The sequence below is a fragment of the Nocardia sp. NBC_01009 genome, from assembly GCF_045208035.1.
Lineage (GTDB): Bacteria > Actinomycetota > Actinomycetes > Mycobacteriales > Mycobacteriaceae > Nocardia.
Genome location: NZ_CP108695.1, coordinates 6,292,142 through 6,308,371 on the forward strand (window position 1 = coordinate 6,292,142; position 16,230 = coordinate 6,308,371).

The 16,230-nt window shown below is 65.7% G+C and carries 16 protein-coding genes; 9 read left to right on the forward strand and 7 right to left on the reverse strand.

Annotated elements, in window-relative coordinates:
- The first annotated feature begins 166 nt into the window (after positions 1 to 166).
- Together OHA42_RS28130 and OHA42_RS28135 are read left to right on the forward strand one after the other, a co-directional pair.
- Positions 167 to 1,444 carry a cytochrome P450 gene (locus tag OHA42_RS28130; protein ID WP_406230812.1) on the forward strand — a complete coding sequence of 426 codons (1,278 nt, stop codon included), beginning with the start codon at positions 167 to 169 and terminating at the stop codon, positions 1,442 to 1,444.
- 10 nt (positions 1,445 to 1,454) lie between these two features.
- A complete protein-coding gene (locus OHA42_RS28135; protein WP_406230813.1) occupies positions 1,455 to 2,687 on the forward strand; it encodes a cytochrome P450 in 1,233 nt (410 codons plus the stop codon).
- A gap of 346 nt (positions 2,688 to 3,033) precedes the next feature.
- Here OHA42_RS28135 and OHA42_RS28140 read toward each other — a convergent pair whose 3' ends face one another.
- The gene (locus tag OHA42_RS28140) at positions 3,034 to 3,864 is read right to left on the reverse strand and encodes an alpha/beta fold hydrolase (protein WP_406230814.1); all 831 of its coding nucleotides are present in this window, start codon (positions 3,862 to 3,864) and stop codon (positions 3,034 to 3,036) included.
- A 152-nt stretch (positions 3,865 to 4,016) separates the two neighbouring features.
- Between OHA42_RS28140 and OHA42_RS28145 the strand changes: the two genes are divergently transcribed.
- The 7 genes from OHA42_RS28145 to OHA42_RS28175 all read left to right on the forward strand — a co-directional run bounded on the left by OHA42_RS28145 (position 4,017) and on the right by OHA42_RS28175 (position 8,561).
- The gene (locus OHA42_RS28145; protein ID WP_406230815.1) at positions 4,017 to 4,607 is read left to right on the forward strand and encodes a TetR/AcrR family transcriptional regulator; all 591 of its coding nucleotides are present in this window, start codon (positions 4,017 to 4,019) and stop codon (positions 4,605 to 4,607) included.
- On the forward strand, positions 4,607 to 5,452 hold the full coding sequence (locus OHA42_RS28150; protein ID WP_406230816.1) for an alpha/beta fold hydrolase: 846 nt from the start codon (positions 4,607 to 4,609) through the stop codon (positions 5,450 to 5,452). Before OHA42_RS28145 ends, OHA42_RS28150 begins: the two co-directional genes overlap by 1 nt.
- Positions 5,453 to 5,507: 55 nt before the next feature.
- Positions 5,508 to 6,515: a hypothetical protein gene (locus tag OHA42_RS28155; RefSeq protein WP_406230817.1), complete on the forward strand. Its 1,008-nt coding sequence runs from the start codon at positions 5,508 to 5,510 to the stop codon at positions 6,513 to 6,515.
- A 455-nt stretch (positions 6,516 to 6,970) separates the two neighbouring features.
- Positions 6,971 to 7,423, forward strand: coding sequence for an SRPBCC family protein (locus OHA42_RS28160; protein WP_406239649.1), 453 nt, complete (start codon positions 6,971 to 6,973; stop codon positions 7,421 to 7,423).
- On the forward strand, positions 7,420 to 7,767 hold the full coding sequence (locus OHA42_RS28165) for an ArsR/SmtB family transcription factor (protein ID WP_406230818.1): 348 nt from the start codon (positions 7,420 to 7,422) through the stop codon (positions 7,765 to 7,767). The genes OHA42_RS28160 and OHA42_RS28165 overlap by 4 nt, the downstream gene beginning before the upstream one ends.
- Positions 7,768 to 7,820: 53 nt before the next feature.
- Positions 7,821 to 8,264 carry an SRPBCC domain-containing protein gene (locus OHA42_RS28170; RefSeq protein WP_406230819.1) on the forward strand — a complete coding sequence of 148 codons (444 nt, stop codon included), beginning with the start codon at positions 7,821 to 7,823 and terminating at the stop codon, positions 8,262 to 8,264.
- Between the two features lie 99 nt (positions 8,265 to 8,363).
- Entirely contained in the window at positions 8,364 to 8,561 is a 198-nt protein-coding gene (locus tag OHA42_RS28175) for a hypothetical protein (RefSeq protein ID WP_406230820.1), read from the forward strand.
- A 505-nt stretch (positions 8,562 to 9,066) separates the two neighbouring features.
- Here the strand turns inward: OHA42_RS28175 and OHA42_RS28180 are convergent.
- The 6 genes from OHA42_RS28180 to OHA42_RS28205 form a co-directional block, all read right to left on the reverse strand.
- Positions 9,067 to 10,281: a DUF418 domain-containing protein gene (locus OHA42_RS28180; protein WP_406230821.1), complete on the reverse strand. Its 1,215-nt coding sequence runs from the start codon at positions 10,279 to 10,281 to the stop codon at positions 9,067 to 9,069.
- 111 nt (positions 10,282 to 10,392) lie between these two features.
- Positions 10,393 to 11,160, reverse strand: a complete 768-nt coding sequence (locus OHA42_RS28185) for a hypothetical protein (protein ID WP_406230822.1) — start codon at positions 11,158 to 11,160, stop codon at positions 10,393 to 10,395.
- A gap of 174 nt (positions 11,161 to 11,334) precedes the next feature.
- Positions 11,335 to 12,753: a three-helix bundle dimerization domain-containing protein gene (locus tag OHA42_RS28190; RefSeq protein WP_406230823.1), complete on the reverse strand. Its 1,419-nt coding sequence runs from the start codon at positions 12,751 to 12,753 to the stop codon at positions 11,335 to 11,337.
- A gap of 554 nt (positions 12,754 to 13,307) precedes the next feature.
- Positions 13,308 to 14,783: a S8 family peptidase gene (locus OHA42_RS28195; RefSeq protein ID WP_406230824.1), complete on the reverse strand. Its 1,476-nt coding sequence runs from the start codon at positions 14,781 to 14,783 to the stop codon at positions 13,308 to 13,310.
- Between the two features lie 37 nt (positions 14,784 to 14,820).
- Positions 14,821 to 15,417: an HdeD family acid-resistance protein gene (locus tag OHA42_RS28200; RefSeq protein ID WP_406230825.1), complete on the reverse strand. Its 597-nt coding sequence runs from the start codon at positions 15,415 to 15,417 to the stop codon at positions 14,821 to 14,823.
- Positions 15,418 to 15,463: 46 nt separating this feature from the next.
- Positions 15,464 to 16,093: a maltokinase N-terminal cap-like domain-containing protein gene (locus OHA42_RS28205; RefSeq protein WP_406230826.1), complete on the reverse strand. Its 630-nt coding sequence runs from the start codon at positions 16,091 to 16,093 to the stop codon at positions 15,464 to 15,466.
- Between the last annotated feature and the right edge of the window lie 137 nt (positions 16,094 to 16,230).

The following is a 16,230-nucleotide window of genomic DNA, read 5'->3' on the forward strand; positions in this document are numbered from 1 at the left end:
CTGAACGAAGCGATGTGGCGGGAGGCTGTAAGTCGATGATCGAAGCACGCAGCATACCGTCGAAACCCCGGCGAACCCCTGACCTCTCTCGACACATGTGACCGAGGCGCATGCCCGCATTCACCGATTTCGTCGAGTTTTTGATCCATCGTCTGGAGTCACGCCTATGACCAAGCCGCACTCGCCGTTGTCGGCCGCGCCCAACGCAACCACGAACGGAACCTGCCCCGTCGCGCACGGCTCACCGATCCGTACCGATGGTCCCCGTGTCTCACTGCACACTCCGGAATTCGCCGCCGACCCGCACCGCGCCTACCGCGAGATGCGCAGGCAGTACGGTTCGATGGTGCCGATGGAGCTGGCCCCGGATGTGCCGGCCACCTTGGTGATCGGCTACAACACCGCACTGCGAATCCTCAATGACCCGGACCATTTTCCGGCCGACCCGCGGACCTGGCAGCAGCACGTGCCCGACGACTCCCCCATCAAGCCGATGATGGAGTGGTATCCGAACGCGCTGCGCAACAGCGGAGCCGCGCACACGCGCTATCGGCAGGCCTACACCGCGAGCATCGACGGAATCGACCTACACGCCCTACATTCCACGGTCGAAAAGGTCGCTGTTCCACTGATCAATACTTTCTGCGAGGCCGGTTCGGCCGATCTGGTGTCACAGTACGCGTTGCCGCTGGTCTTCGAGCTGCTCAACCAGTTGGTCGGCTGCTCGACGGAGCTCGGACAGCGGGTCGCGACCGGAATGGCCGCACTCTTCGACACGGTCAACGCCGCCTGGGGCATGCAGACGCTCAGCGAGGCGCTGATGGAGCTGATCCATCTGCGCCGCGCCGAGCCCGGGGATGATGTCACCTCGCGGCTCGCGCACCACCCCGCCGAACTCGACGACACCGAAATGCTCTCCCAGCTGATCAGCTTCTACGGCGCCGGTATCGAACCGCAGCAGAATCTGATCACCAATACCCTGCTGCTGATGCTCACCGACGACCGGTTCGGCGGCGAGGTCCTCGGCGGGAGCCTATCGACTCGCGACGCGCTCGATGAGGTGCTCTTCAACGACCCACCGATGGCGAACTTCTGCATGAGTTACCCGAAGCAGCCGATCCTTATCGAAAACACCTGGCTGCCAGCACATCAGCCGGTCCTCATCAGCCTTGCCGGCTGCAACAACGACCCCGAGATCCGCGGTGGCGACCGCACCGGCAATCGCTCGCATCTGGCGTGGAGTGCTGGGCCGCATGCGTGTCCGGCAAAGTCGGTGGCCTACATGGTCGTGCAGGACGCTATCGATCAGCTGCTCGACGCCCTTCCTGAGATGCAACTGGCCGTGCCGCAGGACGAATTGGTCTGGCGGCCGGGTCCTTTCCACCGGGCGATGGCCGCACTGCCGGTCGCGTTCCCCAAGTCCCCTCCGTTGAACCTGGTGTAAGGAGCGTCTGATGGAGCATGAACCGATAGTCCTGGACACAGCCGGTCTCGACATCCAAGGCGAGTCCGCCCGGATCCGGGCGCGCGGGCCGGTGGCGCTGGTGGAGTTGCCCGGCGGAGTGCCTGCGTGGTCGGTGACCGACGCTGTGGTGCTCCGTAGCCTGCTGGCCGACCCGCGGGTATCGAAGGACCCGCGGCAGCACTGGGCGGCGTACATGAACGGCGAGATCACCGAGGCGTGGCCGTTGCAGCCGTGGGTGGCGGTGGAAAATATGTTCACCGCATACGGCAGCGAGCATCGGCGGCTGCGGAAGTTGGTCGCGCCGGCGTTCACGCATCGCCGGACTGCGGCACTGCGGCCGCGGATCGAGGAGATCACCGAGAATCTGGTGGCACAGCTCGCAGCGACACCGCGTGGTGAGTCCGTCGATCTGCGTGCGCGATTCGCCTATCCGGTGCCGATCCAGGTCATCAGCGAGCTGATGGGTGTGCCCGACCATCTCGGCGCCAGCATCCACAAGTGCGTCGACGGGTTCTTCGACACCTCCTTCACACCCGAGCAGGCGCAGGCCAACTACCTCGAGATGTACCAGCTCATCAGCGAACTGGTGGCCTACCGGCGCCAGAGGCCCGGCGAAGACATCACCAGCGTGTTGATCGCCACCCGCGACGAGGACGACGGCACACAGCTGACCGAGAAGGAACTCGTCGACACGCTGATGCTGGTCATCAACGCCGGACACGAGACCACGGTCAACCTGCTCGATCAGGCGATCTTCGCACTGCTGACGCATCCCGGGCAGCGCGCTGATGTGGTCGAGGGCCGGGTGCCCTGGTCGGATCTGGTGGAGGAGACGCTGCGCTATGAAGCGCCTGTCGCCCATCTGCCACTGCGTTATGCCGTCGACGACATCGACATCGACGGCATCCGCATCCCCAAGGGCGAGGCGATCCTCGCCTCATACGCAGGCGCGAGCCGCGACCCGAAGGTGCACGGCGCAACTGCCGACGAGTTCGACGTGCACCGCGCGACCAAGGACCAGCACGTCGCCTTCGGCCACGGCGCTCACCATTGCATCGGCGCTCCCCTCGCCCGCATGGAGGCCGCGATCGCGCTGCCTGCGCTGTTCAACCGTTTCCCCGACCTACGTTTCGCTGTGGACCCGAAAGAACTGGCGCCGGTAGGCAGCTTCGTCTCCAACGGACATGCACAGCTGCCGGTCTACCTGGAATCGGCGGAGTAACTCGCTGGTGAGTGGGGTGCCGTCCCGGACGACGCCCCACTTCTGCACGAAAATCTACGGCCCCACCCGGAATCCCCGGGCTGCGAATTTCTGCTCACGGCAGCAGGCGACAGCTCCGGGGAAGGCCGCGGCGGTGCAGAAGAACGGCCAGCCCAACTACAGCGGCAAGTACTCGGCGGAGTTCATTCGCGGAATGGCATAGGTGGCCGCTCGGGTCGGGTGTCCTCAGTGGCCACCGAATCCGGCCACAGCCGGCCCGGCCTCGCCGGCCCTCAGCGCCGCAGTGCCGACCCGGGCCGTACCCATGCCGGCCCGGGCGGTACCAATTTCTATGTCCGCCTGCCCATTACGCCCGCAACACTTCACGCAACCGCGGGGCGAAGGCCGCCGGGTCCTCCACGAAACCGGTATGGCCGCCCGGAAAGAGCACCGGCTCGACCCCGAGCATCTCCCCCAACTCCTGCGAGGTGCGCTCACACAACTGTCCGGCCGAATCCGCGCCGAGACCGATCACGATGCGTGCGGCCGTCGCGCGCAACGCCACCGAATCGGGTTCCCACGAGGTGGTTCCGCGGAGCTCGTGCGCGAACCAATAACTCTCGCTCGCCTGCTGCCCGGGCTCGCGCTCCCCACCGAAGATCTGTTCGAGCACCGGCTCCGGCATCTGAATGTTGGCCTGCGCCATGAAGTTCCGCCAGGCGCCTAAGGTATCGCCGCCCTGATAGGTGGCAATGATCTCTTCGGTTTTCGCCCGCTGCTCCGCGCGGTCGTCGAGCAGTGCGAGCAACGGCGGCTCGTGCGCAACGACCGTAGTGACCAGATCGGGGTGGGCTTGGGCCAGCGCCAGGGCGGTGACAGCGCCGCCGCTGGAGCCGAACACCACGGCCGGGCCCGCGCCGACGGAGGCGATCAGGCGGGCGAGGTCGTCGGCGCGCAACTCGGGGGTCGAGTCCTGTGTCGGGTCGTCGAGCACGCTGCCCTGGTGGCCGCGCGGGTCGGTGGTGAGGACGGTGTGATCGGTGGCGAGCAAATCCGCCAGCGGCGCGAAGGCCGCCGCGTCCATGGGCGCACCGACCAGAACAACCAGTGGTCCGGTGCCACGCAGCTCGTAATGCAGGCGGGCGCCGGGTACGTCGAGAGTGCCGGTAGTCGCGGGGGCGGTCGAAGTCGAGGTCATTGATTTTCCTGGTGGAGTAGTCCTGCGGGTCCATGAGTGTTGACTGTGGCCACGTCGAAAACTCATCGGTCGGTCGGATATCCCCTGGACAATGCCACTTGCACCTAGAGATATTAGGTTTTAACCTAGGAGACCTAGGAAGGTAGGTGCGCATGTCCCCACGCGCCGGTCTCACGGCCGACAAGATCGTCCATGCGGCGGCCGATCTGGCAGACGAGGTCGGTTTCGACAACCTCACTGTGTCGGCACTGGCACGGACGTTCGACGTCAAAGACGCGAGCCTGTACTCGCACATCAAGAACATCAAGGATCTGCGCCAGCGGGTGTCCCTCCTGGCCGCCGAGGAGAAGACCACCCTGATCGCCGCGGCGGTCGCCGGTCTCGCGGGCCGCGACGCGCTCGCCGCCTACGCCAACACCTGGCGGCGGTATGCACTCGCCCACCCTGGTCGCTACGCGGCGACCCAGATGCCGGTAGACCCCGCCGCGGCGACCGCCTCGCCGGGCCTGCGCCGCGCCATCGACTTGACCTACCGGATGCTGCGCGCCTACGGCCTCGAAGAGCCCGACCTCACCGACGCGGTTCGCCTGCTGCGCAGTACCTTTCACGGCTACACGAACTTGGAAGCCACCGGCGGCTTCGGGCACTCGCGCCCGACCGAGGCCTCCTGGGACCGCATCATCGACGCACTGCACATCGCACTCGAACAGTGGCCGTCGACCGACAACAAGGAGCAGAAGTAATGCGAAGCGAGACATTCAAGGTCCCCGGCGCGACCCTCTTCTACGAGATCCGCGGCAGCGGCCCGCTGCTGCTGATGCTGCCGGGCAGCGGCGGCGACGCCGCCATCTTCGACCAGCTCGCCGAGCCGCTCGCCGAGCATTTCACCGTCGTCGCCATCGACCCACGCGGCTATTCACACAGCACTCTCGACGATCCGGAGCGCGGGGATCTGACCGCCGAAGTGATGAGTGACGACGCCTACCGCCTCCTCGAACATCTCACTCCCGCAGGCGAAGACGCCTACATCTTCGGCGGCAGCGGTGGTGCGGTCGTCGCGCTCGATCTGCTCGCGAAGCACCCCGAACGCCTTCGACTCGTCATCGCCCACGAACCCCCGATGTTCGGAATACTGCCCGACGCGGCCGCACATCGCGCGTTCATCGAGGAGGTCTGCCGGCTGCTGCACACCAAGGGTCCCGCCGCGGCAGGGGCTCGGTTCGCGGCAGGGGTCGGCGTCACCATGAAGGGCTTCCCCAACCCTGACGACCTCCCGCCCCGCCCGGCCGGGTTGATTCGCCGGCTCTTGGCCAATGGACCCGTAATGATGGCGCACGAATTGCGACCGATCACCTCGTATCTGCCCGACGAGGCCGCGCTCGCGACCGTTTCCGACCGCCTCGTCCTCGGTGCGGGCGAGCTGACCCGAGGGAAGCTGCCGCACCGCCCGGCCGCTGCCCTCGCCGAGAACCTTGGTCTGTCGCTGACGATATTCCCGGGCGGTCACAGCGGATTCACCGACGAACCGGAGGCGTTCACACAGCTTTTGCTCGACCTGCTGCTGGGTGCCCGCAGCGCCGCGAGCTGAACCGGCCGGGCCCACTGCAACGGCGGTGGGCCGGTCTCGGCCTAGGGTTGACGGTATGCGCGCCAACAAAGGTTTGACCTTCGGCATCTACGCCGCAAGCCAGGTAGGCACCAGCATCGGAGCCCCCGACGATGTCGCGGCGATCGACACACTTGTCACAGCGCTGCAGTCCGGCAAACCGTTCGCCGTCCGCGAGTACCTGCACTATCTTGGCGCCGAACCGGAGCCGGAACGCGTCGCGGTGGTGGATCCGGAACGCGAGCTGCGCGGTCTCACCATGCCCGACGAGTGGTACGTGGACCAGCGCCGCCAACTCGATCTGGTCCTCAGCTATCTGCCGACCAGCGCCGACATCCCGGGCTGGCTGGCCTTCATCGACCGCGCCATCCACCGCTACGGCGCGATCACTCGATTCCTGCAGATCACCCTCGAACCCAATTTCCCCATCCCCTGGATCGACGGCAGCTCACCCGCGGTTCTCGACGCACTCACCCACGGCATGGCCCACGCCCGCCGCGCACTGAACCGCCTCGGCCACACCCACGTCGAACTCGGATTCTCGGTGGCCGAACCGCCCGAATGGCTCGGCGGCGACACCGACTTCTGGCAGCACCTGTCCAAGATCCCCGCCGCGGACTTCGCCGACCACGTCGATTACGTCGGCCTCGCCCTCTACCCCGACGCCTTCTCCCCCGTCGCCCCCGCGGGGACACCAGGCAACCTCATCGAACTCACCGAACGCGCCATCCGCCACCTCCGCGAAACCAGTCTTCCCACAGCACATCTGGATTTCGCACCACTGCACATTGCCGAAAATGGCAGCCCCACCGGACCGGACCGCTCCCCCCGCCACCAAGCCGACAGCCTCGAGCAGATGCTCGAAACAATCATCGACGCCGCGCCTGTTCACAACATCACCCACTACGAACTGTTCGGCCTACGCGACGCCGACTCCGCAGCCCCCGAGCCCACCAACCAGCTGGGCATCACCACCGACGACTACCGCCCCAAACCCGCATTCACGCTGTACCAAACGTTGATCGACGAGCACTCGCTACCCTGAAACACCCTGATAGGAACTACCTTTCGCGTTCACACGCAACAGACGCGACCAAACCCTCCAGGTTGTCCGCCGCAATACCGCGTTCCTGCTCGACGTGGCCGCTGGGTCCATCACGGAACCGTGATCGGTGACCTGTCGAGCGAGCATGTGCTGGGACCGGTTTCCTCAGTAGCCTTCCGGTTTCGCGGCCCGATGGTGCAGGTCGCCCGATACGAGCAGGATCGTGACGTCGGGGATTCCACTCACCGGAGTCTTGGACCATGCGGTCCTAGATCTGGCCGATCGCCAGGTCGTGCGTGCCGAACGGGTGCCGCGCGCCTTGGGTGCGGTGGCAGGCCGCCGGCATCGGCCGCGCGCCGGTCGTCGCCAATATGCAACCAATGGTTGCGCGACGGCCGATGGCCGACTAGCGTAATGCGCAACCAAACGTTGCATATGGAGGAAGTGGGATGAGTATGGAGTACGGCAGCATCGAACGAGAGATCCACGTCGACGCCTCGCCCGAGGTGGTCTTCGAGGTCGTCAGCAGCCCTGAGCACATTTCGCAATGGTGGACCGACGATGCCGAGATCGAAGCGACTCCCGGCGCGGTCGGCGAGCTTGTCTGGGGCGACAGGGCGGAAGTCGTCCCGATCACCGTGGTGAACGCTGAGCCGCCTCGATTGTTCTCGTTCCGCTGGTGCTATCCCGAGGGCAAGGTCGACGACTCCGCCAACTCGATGCTGGTCACCTTCGAGCTCACCCCGTCGGGCACCGGGACCAAGATTCGGCTCACCGAGACCGGGTTTCGGGAGATGGGCTGGGAGGCCGCGAAATTGGAGGAGCAGTACCGCGAACACAGCGTCGGTTGGGACACCTTTGTTCCCCGACTCGGGGAGTACCTCGCGCGGCTGGTGTCGACCCCGTGATCGGCGCCGTCGACGACGACCTGTGGTCCGCGGTCGGGGATCCGACCCGTCGGCGGATGCTCGACCTGCTCCTGGCCGACGGCGATGGCACGGCTACCAGCCTCAGTGAGCGGCTACCGGTGACACGGCAGGCCATCGCGAAACATCTCAGTGTGCTCGACCGCGCCGGTTTGGTGCACGCCACGCCTGCCGGGCGAGAGAAGAGGTACCGAGTGGACGAGGCGCAACTTGCTCGTGCGGTCGCACAGCTGTCCTCGGTGGGGGCGGCGTGGGACGCCAGGCTCCGGCGTATCAAGCGGATCGCCGAAGCGATTCAGCGCGGGAAAGACCAGCGCGGCATATAGCCGTGAATTCATTTAGGTCCTACGGGAACCAGCACTGGAAAGAGGAATCGAAAATGGTGGACATCCTGCACAGGGTTGGAATCAAATCGGCTCCGGCCGAGGTCTACGCGGCCTTGACCACCACCGAGGGGCTTGCCGACTGGTGGGCGACCAACACCCGAGGCGAAGGCACCGATGTCGGCGGTGTTCTCCAATTCCGGTTCAGCGCCGGTGGATTCGACATGAAGGTCCTCGAGCTCGTCCCGGACAAGCGCGTGCTGTGGGAGGTGGTCGATGGACCCGAAGAATGGATCGGCACACATGTGAACTGGGACCTCGATCAGGTCGACGACTACACCATCGTTCTGTTCAAACACGAAGGCTGGAAGGAGCCGGTGGAATTCATGCACCACTGCAGCACCAAGTGGGCGGTGTTTCTGATGAGCCTGAAGTCGCTGATCGAAACCGGGAAAGGCGCTCCGGATCCCCACGACGTCCAGATCAGCGACTGGCACTGACGGTCCGCTCGATTCGGAAGGAAATCCGGGGTCTCGCACCGGCGCCAGAGCTACAACAGCACCTCCACCGACAGCATCGCTGCCGGTGGAGGTGGCGTTATGCGATGGCCGGATCGACCCCTCGCCCGACAACGCCAACGCCGCCATTCCGGTTCAGCGAACCTGTTGCTGCCCACCGCCCGTCGCGCCGGGCAGGATCTCGCTTTCGGATTCGCGGAAGCGCATGATGAGGCGGTGGTGGCGGTGCCGAATACTGTGGCGGCAGTGGTGGTGTGGATCGCGGTATGGCGGCGGTGATCCAGCTCGATATCTCGCCAGGGGGTAGTCCGTGCAAGGGCTGCGCCGCGAGCGAGGGCTGCCCAGGACACAGACGACATTGCGTGAGTGTAGGCAACGGCGGCCGCCCCGAGCAGCACGTTGATGTTCGGGCAGGGCGGCCATGACCGCGCGGGGAAGTCGCCTCCACCGAGATAGTCGCACAGACCGACGAATGCGCCACCGCACGAATAGCTGCGGGCTGCCGCCGGCCGTGGAGCACGAAGCCACGCGGCTACGGGACACCGGTGAACGACGTTGTCCTCGAGAACCGGGTGCGCTCGGCCTGACGACAGGCACCCAGCCGAATGGTGCAACGTTGGCAGCGGCCAGTACGAAATCCCTTGGGGCACACCAACAGCAGCGGCAGGGATCTACATCACGCAGGCCGAATACGTCACCGGCAACGGCAGCGGCAGCCGCACCGCCGATTGGTACCTGGAGATCGTCGAACGACCATGACAACCACGTGTGTCCCGCCACCCATTCACTGTGGCGACCGCGCGTTTACCCGCCGCCACGACGGGATCGACAGGTAGGTCGCCGCGCGCAGCAACCACTCGATGGGACCGTAGGAATGCGTGCGCAGCCACCAATTGCTCACCACCAACTGTGTGGCGTAGGTCAAGAGGGCGATGCCGATGACCCCGGCGGGTGGGATGGTGTCGACCAGTGCGAAACCGTAGCCGGTGTAGACCACCATCAGCACCACTGACTGCGCGATGTAGTTCGACGCCGCCATTCGCCCAGCAGGAGCGAGCCATCCGATGACGCGGGCGGTGCACGCCGACTGCGCAAGCAGCACGATCCCGGCGATGTAGGCGAAGGTCATCAGCGGGTTGATCAGTTCCTGCACACCACCCCAGAAGGACGGCACCGGGCACCAGTCCATCGAGCCGGCGAACGACACCGCCGAGACCGGAAGGCCGACACCGAGACCGAGCCGCAGTGCGCGAGGCGCCCAGCGGCGCACCGTATCTCGGTCCTCGAACAGTGCGCGTCGGCCTGCCGCCATGCCGATCAGGAACAGGCCGAGACTGGTGATGCCCTGAGCGAACCAGATCAGCACCAGGAATCCCGGTGCCAGCGACACCTGGGTGGCAAAGGTGTCGGCCGAGCTTCCAGTGAACCCCTCGTGAATCTCTGGTAAGTCGAATACTTCGGCAAGGCCGCTGATCACGTCGTCCGAGCCGGGCAGAAAGGCCCAGACCGACCACGCCGCATAGAGGACCGAGCCGGTGATGACGGCGGTACGCGGCCGCAGCCAGCGCAGCACGATCAAAATCAGGCACAGGAACGCATACAGCGTCAGGATGTCGCCGATCCACAGCAGGAATACGTGGGCGAGCCCGATCGCCATCAGCGCGGCGCAGCGCCGGAGCAGCCGCTTGTTCGGCGACGCGCCTGCCCGCTGCGCCGCCGCGATCTGCAGCGTGAACGAATAGCCGAACAGGAATGCGAACAGCAGGTAGAACCGACCCGAGAACAACGCGTCCACCAGCCCACCGATGACGTGGTCGATGGTGCCGTCGAAGCGTAGCTTCGGATCGTCTTCGGTGCCGCCCGCCGACCAGAGCATGGTGGCGACAGTGACATTGGTGATCAGAATGCCGAACAGCGCGAACCCACGCAGCATGTCGACTTCCGCGATCCGGCGACCGGACGTGGTGGCGGGCAGAACCGATTCGGTGGCTCCGGACATGATCCGAAGGTAGCCGCCCGTCTTGGAACGGTCGTCCCCCCGAAGTCGGATTCCACCCCTTACCCGATACGCCGATGACCGCGACCTACGGCGTATTGACACCGGCCGACCTCAGGCCAAATCCGCTACCTCCAGGTAGATCTGCCGTTCGACGGCGACCTCGGCGAGGAATCCGTCCGCGCCCTCGGCCGAGGCCTGCGCATGGAACGCCGCCACCGCGACCTCCCCGGTCCGCAACCGCTGCCCCGTGAACTGACGCTGCCCGAGCATGATCGGCTGCGCGTTCTCGAACTCCAGGTCTCGCACGTCGACCGGCAGCGGTACACCGAGCATGTCGGTCACGGTGCCGGGAACCAGCCGCGCCACCACAATCTGGTCGAAACTCGGCCGCCGCCCGATCCGATGCGCCAGATATAACCGCCCGGCCCGCCCGAAACACAGGTGGGTGAGCAGTTCACCGCCACGATGGGGGTGCGGATCCAGCTGCGCGAACGACACGACCGTTCGTACCTGCGCCAGCACATCCTTTGCGATCGGCACCCCGCCACGCTCGCGGTGACCACGAATCAGGGTGCCGCGGAACGTCGTCCGCGGCTGCTCCCGCCGCGGGTCCAGCTCGCTGACGGCAAATTCCTCCGTATCGAAGCAGTGGACGCCGCCGAACCCGATGCGCCGATCGGCGCCGAGCGCTCTGCGGCCGCGCTCATCCAGCTCTACGTCGAGCACCACCTGAATGTCGTACGGCGACACAAACATTGGACGATGCGAGAAATAGCAATCGATACCGGTGCCGAACACCACCATGCCATTGGTACCCGCCGTGGTTGTGGTGTCGTGCTCGTCGATGAACCTCAGCGTGCGGGTATGGGTCCCGTTCATGAGGAGGCTCCTTTCCCTCCAGCCCCTCAGCTCAGGATGCCGCGAACCGACCGCGCTGCAACGAGTGTCGTGCTACTCGAATCGGCGCGATCCGGCTACTCACCGGTCGGGATAGAACGATGGGCGGGACCGCCGACGGCATCCATTGCCGCCGTGGAAGCAGCGATCGACGCTTCAGTTGTAGGTCTGTGTGACGCCGTCGAGCAGGTGCTCGAGTGTGTCATAGGTGGGTGTCTCGATCACGTCGATCAGATCGGCGGGCACCGGGACGTGGTTGTTCGCGGTGACTTTGGCGAACGGGGCGGTGTCGCCGGTGCGGAAGCCGTGTTCCGCGGCGAGCCGCTGCAGCTGCGGGTCGGTCGACAACAGCCGCCCGATTCGGTCGCCTTCGGCGTTGAGCGGCACCAGTGTGTGTTTGGACAGCACCGTCGGCGACGGGTAGGTCAGCACCATCCCCGGCTTGACCTGTCCGTGCGCCGCAGCCTCGACGAACTGGGCTTCATAGATCAGCACCAGCGGGGTCGGGCCCATGCCTGCCGAGAGGTACTCCTTGAACGGGCCTTCACTGGAGTTTTCGGTGTAGCCCTGGCGGGCGAACAGCTTCGACACCGAGGACAGTACGGCCTGCTCGGCGGCGGGGCCCTGCACGACGGTGTTGTCATTGGCGACGTAACTGGCGATGGCCAGGTACATGGCGGCGGAGTTCGAGCTGCGCGGATCGGTCGTGGACACCACGATGTTCTTGCGCACCGGATAGGCCGTGTTGCCCGGCAGGAAATCCCACTGGGTATCGGTGCGGGCGAGCTCGAGGTAGCGGGCTATGTCGAAGGTGGCGACCGGACCGGGGTGCACGACACCCGCCGCGGTCAGCAGATCCGCGATCGGCTGGAAGGTCGCGATCGCCATCGGCGAGGAGAACGGCGTGTATTTCGCGGTGATGTTGCGGGCACGCTGGATGCGTTCAGCGGCGGGACCGCTCGACGGGAAAGCGAAATCGTATTTGCTCAGGTCGACCGAGGTGGCGATCTGCCGGGAACCGGCCGGATCGACCTCGATCTTCACACCGTTGCGGGCCAGCGCCTCGACAACTTTCGGGTCGGAGAAGAACGCGATCTTCTCCGACCCGACCACGCCGTGCAACGTGGCAGGCGATTGCGCGACCGGACCCGTGATGGCAGGTGAATCTAGTTGGCGCACAGCAATCGTCACCACAATGGCGGCGACAACAACGGCAGCCGCGATCGACAGCGCCGCGATGCGTTTGCCGGCGAAGACCGCACCAATGGACTGTCTCAGATCCGTGTTCCGCAGTCTGCCAGCGTCCGATTGCGCTGTCGAGGAAGCAGATTCGGCCTCCGGGATGACCGCGCCGTCCTCGGCCGAGGACGGCGCCGCCTCCAGTTCCCGCCGGGCAATGCGTTCGACCAGAATGGGAACGAACTCTCGAACCGGATGGCCATCGAAGCGACTGCGCGCGGCGCCGACCACGGTCTCGACGCGCTCGACAGGGTAAGTGTCGGTGAAGCTTTCGACCAGACGATCGGTCAACCGGCGGATCGCCTGCTCTTCGCGAACGGTAGGAACACCCACCACAATCTCCTCGGCCTCGAATCGGTCTGGAGTCGCGAGAAGGTCACCTGGCCTGCCCGCGCCGCGCCGAACGCTACCGGCATTTCCGAGTGGTCGACACCGCGACGTTCACCATTCTTGGAGACATTCGACGTAATAATTCGTGCGCCGACGGACTGTCGGAATATCCGGATTCAACGTCCTTTTACCAGGTCAGAGCCTTGTCGAAACAGCGATCTCCGCGACGAAGGGCGAGTTCGGCATCCGCGAGACGACTTCCGCCCGGCGTTCTTGTGGCACGCAAAGTTCAACGCCCCCACGGATACTCGCCACCAGACGTTGCCCTGATGTTTGCAGTGCCGCGAAGACACCCACCGCGGCGAGCGCCGGACCGAGTAGTACGAGCCGGGTCACGTAACCGGCATTTGCTCTGTCACAACCCTTTTCGCCATGCCCGCCAGTCCCCGACGAAACCGAGGACGGCGAATCACGACCGCCCACGGTCCGATCAGACAGGTCAGCATCGCCACGGTGGCGACGAGACCAGCCGCCGATCCGACGTCGCGATATGAGTGGAACTACACCTCGGGCGTCGGTTCGATCAGTGTGCGCAGGTCGGGCAGATTGCCGATGCGCTGGGTCGCTGGCCGCTGTGGCGCGTCGGTCTGCGGTGATCCGGTTTCACGCAGTCGCGCGCGAATCTGCGCCGGCGTCTTGCGGCCCGAGCTCGCGGCAGACATGCCCTGGTAGGAGGCGACAGCGCCGACCACGATCGGCGACGCGCTGGAGGTGCCGCTGAAGATGTCGGTGTACCAGAGGTCCTCGTCGGAGCCGCCTTGCAGGTCGCCGTATCCGGTGGTGGTCACCTCACGCCCCCAGCCCTGCGCGTCGACGCGAGAGCCGTAGTTGGAGAAGGCCAGTCGCGACCGCGCCGGTCCGTGATCGCGGCCGTGGGAGCCGGGTGGCGGAGCGCCCGCACCGACGACGATGGCGCCGGAGTCGACGCTGCCACCACGGAACGGATTGCGCCACGACACCGGGAAGTCGGCAGGACGCGTGTCGTACAGCGCATCGTCCAGGTTCTCGGCCCCGTTTCCGCCTGCCTCGACCACGATGACGCCGCGGCCGATCGCGTAGCGGATCGCGGCGTGATCGTCGGGCCACCATTCGATCGCGATGTAGCCGCGCTGATCGGGCCGCCCCGCATAGTTGAATCGAGGTCCGGGTCGGTGCAGCTCGAGCAGGATGATGTCTCCGGCGCTCAGCGCGTCCGCGGCCGTACGAATCGCGGCCGCGGAGCCGGCTCCCCCGAAGATCGACACCGCCCGGATGCTCGCCTCGGGCGCGATGCCGGTGATACCGAAGGCATTCACGTCGCCGCTGATCTCACCGGCCACCGCGGTGCCGTGGTCGCGCCAACCCAGGTCGGCGGACGGACTGCCGCCGATCACGCCACCCTGGTTGTCGAGCAAGTCTTCATGGGTGAACCGCCAGGCGCCCTCGACGTCCACGATGCGAATCCCGGCGCCGCGGCCGCCCGGTCGAGTCCAGGCCCAGCGTGCGTTGACGCCTTGCGGCGCCGCGTCCAGATAACCCTGGCGCGCTTCGAAATTCGGAGTCACCGGCGGTGCGTCGGCGAGCGAGGGTGCGACATCGACACCCGCGTCGATCGGCGGCGCGATGGGCGGTTCGGCGGGCGGCTTGATGTAGGCGGCAGCCACCGAGTCGTCCGCGCGCAGCCAGGCGGCAACGGCTTCCGGATCGGCAACGCCGTGCACCGAGAAATAGTTCAGATAGTCCGCACCCTCCGGCTCCCCCGCAGTATCGACCAACTTGCGTCGGAGTCGATTGGCGGGCCCGAAGATTCGGACAATCTCGGCACCCGGGGGCAGCAGGTCGGCCACATGCGATTGGGTGGATCGGCTGGTGTCCAGCGCGATCTCGTCGATAGCCGATGTCGTGCGTTCGGTGACGACGATCAGCTCCGAGGCCGACCGGGTCGCCCCCGCCTGCGCCGATCCATCCGAACTGTGCCGCCGGTGTGTGGATGCCATGCGCACAGTCAACCAATTGCCCGGCCCGCTCGCCAGCTCAGTTGGGCGCCAACGGAACCCGAGCCGACTCCGCCAGTCTCACCAGACCGCCGCGGCCACGGCCGACCGAGAGGATCTCCAATGCGCCGAACACCGTGAGCAGACCACCTGCCACCAGCGCCAAGACATCCAGCGAATCGAAGGGCACCACGATCACCACGATCCCGATCACCATCGTGGCCACGCCGAACAGTTCCTGCTTACCGCCGTCGGGCAGCCCGTCGTGCCACACCGCCACGGTGGCCTGGGTGACCCCGCGGATCGCCCAGCCGATGCCGACCCATAGGGCAAGCAACAGCACCGAATTCCCGCTGCGCAAGCACAGTACCGCCAGGCACACCGACATCGCGCCACTGACGAAGATCAGCACCCGCAGCGGCATCGCGAACCGCGAGCCGATCGCGATGGTCATCTGTAGTACGCCACTGAGCACCAGATACAGCCCGAAAAGCAGCTCCGCGATCGCCACCGATTTGTGTGGCCACACCGCGATGACCACACCGAGGATCACCGAGCAGACACCAGCGACAAGAACCGCCTGCCATGCCCCATGAAAAAGCACACCGCCACGCCCCGCACTCTCGTTTTCGGGCATAGCTACATGATATGACCCCGATGCGCAGATAGCCGGTTGTTTGCAATCACATTCGCGCGGTGAGAATAATCCCGCGCGTGTCGGTGCCGTCTGGAAGACGCCACGGTGCGGTGACGTGCGGACTCTGCGACACGCCGCCGGAACGCAGAAACCGCTCGACACGCAGGATCACACCATCCTGCGTGGCGATGTCGGTGCTGTCGGCCCCATCGACCACCGACGCCGATTCCACGGCCTGCGACACGATGTCGGCGGCGGCCACGATGACCGAAAGATCCGTTGTGTCGCTGTTGTTCTGGGCCTGCGGCTGCGCCTTCCCGGCCAACATCGCGATCAGCTGCGCAACCAGCACCGGGTCATGAGCTCCATCGTAGATCCACCGTTGCCCGAGCACGCCGTGCAACGAAGTGCCGACGAGGCCGTCCTCGGCATTCTCGAGCGGGCCACCTCGATAGGTGAGTGGAACAAGATAGACAGCCGGCTCGACACCGGAACTATCGGCGATCACCATGAATTCGATGCCGACCTCGCCTGCCGGATCATCGAGACGGAACCCGCCGGCTTTGCTCAGATGCGGCGGCCGACCGCTCGCGTGATACCAGGTCCGCGTCGGCAACCAGGATGCGAGCAATTCCAGCTTGCCGGGCGACATGGAGGTCTGATGGATAACGGCCATGCCGAACCCTAACCTGATCGCTCAGCGCGGCGATGCAAGCCGGAGCAGGATGTCGCCCATCGGATCACCTACCCGATGAAGAACCTCTCGAAATGCCTTGGCTATTACAGCTTTCGCAGCAAGCACCGACAGTCACC

What these genes read in the sequence shown, in the direction of transcription:
- OHA42_RS28150 (WP_406230816.1), top strand. Translation starts at nt 4,607, where the DNA reads ATGCGAAGCGAGACATTCAAGGTCCCCGGCGCGACCCTCTTCTACGAG.
- OHA42_RS28135 (WP_406230813.1), top strand. Translation starts at nt 1,455, where the DNA reads ATGGAGCATGAACCGATAGTCCTGGACACAGCCGGTCTCGACATCCAA.
- OHA42_RS28160 (WP_406239649.1), top strand. Translation starts at nt 6,971, where the DNA reads ATGGAGTACGGCAGCATCGAACGAGAGATCCACGTCGACGCCTCGCCC.
- OHA42_RS28170 (WP_406230819.1), top strand. Translation starts at nt 7,821, where the DNA reads ATGGTGGACATCCTGCACAGGGTTGGAATCAAATCGGCTCCGGCCGAG.
- OHA42_RS28185 (WP_406230822.1), bottom strand. Translation starts at nt 11,160, where the DNA reads ATGAACGGGACCCATACCCGCACGCTGAGGTTCATCGACGAGCACGAC.
- OHA42_RS28195 (WP_406230824.1), bottom strand. Translation starts at nt 14,783, where the DNA reads ATGGCATCCACACACCGGCGGCACAGTTCGGATGGATCGGCGCAGGCG.
- OHA42_RS28180 (WP_406230821.1), bottom strand. Translation starts at nt 10,281, where the DNA reads ATGTCCGGAGCCACCGAATCGGTTCTGCCCGCCACCACGTCCGGTCGC.
- OHA42_RS28145 (WP_406230815.1), top strand. Translation starts at nt 4,017, where the DNA reads ATGTCCCCACGCGCCGGTCTCACGGCCGACAAGATCGTCCATGCGGCG.
- OHA42_RS28140 (WP_406230814.1), bottom strand. Translation starts at nt 3,864, where the DNA reads ATGACCTCGACTTCGACCGCCCCCGCGACTACCGGCACTCTCGACGTA.
- OHA42_RS28205 (WP_406230826.1), bottom strand. Translation starts at nt 16,093, where the DNA reads ATGGCCGTTATCCATCAGACCTCCATGTCGCCCGGCAAGCTGGAATTG.
- OHA42_RS28155 (WP_406230817.1), top strand. Translation starts at nt 5,508, where the DNA reads ATGCGCGCCAACAAAGGTTTGACCTTCGGCATCTACGCCGCAAGCCAG.
- OHA42_RS28175 (WP_406230820.1), top strand. Translation starts at nt 8,364, where the DNA reads ATGCGATGGCCGGATCGACCCCTCGCCCGACAACGCCAACGCCGCCAT.
- OHA42_RS28200 (WP_406230825.1), bottom strand. Translation starts at nt 15,417, where the DNA reads ATGCCCGAAAACGAGAGTGCGGGGCGTGGCGGTGTGCTTTTTCATGGG.
- OHA42_RS28130 (WP_406230812.1), top strand. Translation starts at nt 167, where the DNA reads ATGACCAAGCCGCACTCGCCGTTGTCGGCCGCGCCCAACGCAACCACG.